The 411-nt window shown below is 64.0% G+C and carries 1 protein-coding gene; it reads left to right on the top strand.

Annotated features, from left to right (window positions below; genetic code table 11):
• Positions 1-175 precede the first annotated feature (175 nt).
• Positions 176-411: phage GP46 family protein (locus tag RCF13_RS10910; RefSeq protein WP_308141173.1), on the top strand; the 236-nt coding region annotated here is incomplete at its 3' end.

The following is a 411-nucleotide window of genomic DNA, read 5'->3' as shown; positions in this document are numbered from 1 at the left end:
AGGCCGCCCGCATCAACGGCAAGATCGTCGTGTCCGAGGACGTTATCGCAGGCGGCATCAGCGTCGTGAAACACCGTCACATCGACTCGCGCGGCGGTGAAACCGATGCGCCGATCCGCTGACCGGTGAAGTGTTTCACCTGATACACCAACGCCGTCCTGACCACCATATACGCATGGACCCCAAAATCGACCCCAGCACTGGTGACTATAGCGGCGAGCGCGTCACGACATTGGCCAATGCCATCTACCTGCGTCTCGTCACGCCGTTGGGTGGTTGGTGGGGCGATCCGACGCTAGGCTCGCGGCTGCATGAGCTGGAACGAGAGCGGGACGTCTCCCGAGTCCGCATTCTGGCCCGGCAGTACGCCGAGCAGGCGCTTGCCACCCTGTTGCCCGAGCGCGCGCGCAG

Origin of the sequence: Stenotrophomonas maltophilia group sp. RNC7 (genome assembly GCF_030910085.1) — a bacterium.
Classification (GTDB): domain Bacteria; phylum Pseudomonadota; class Gammaproteobacteria; order Xanthomonadales; family Xanthomonadaceae; genus Stenotrophomonas; species Stenotrophomonas sepilia.
Note: the sequence above shows the minus strand (reverse complement) of the source record. Positions and strands in the feature narration are given on the sequence as shown.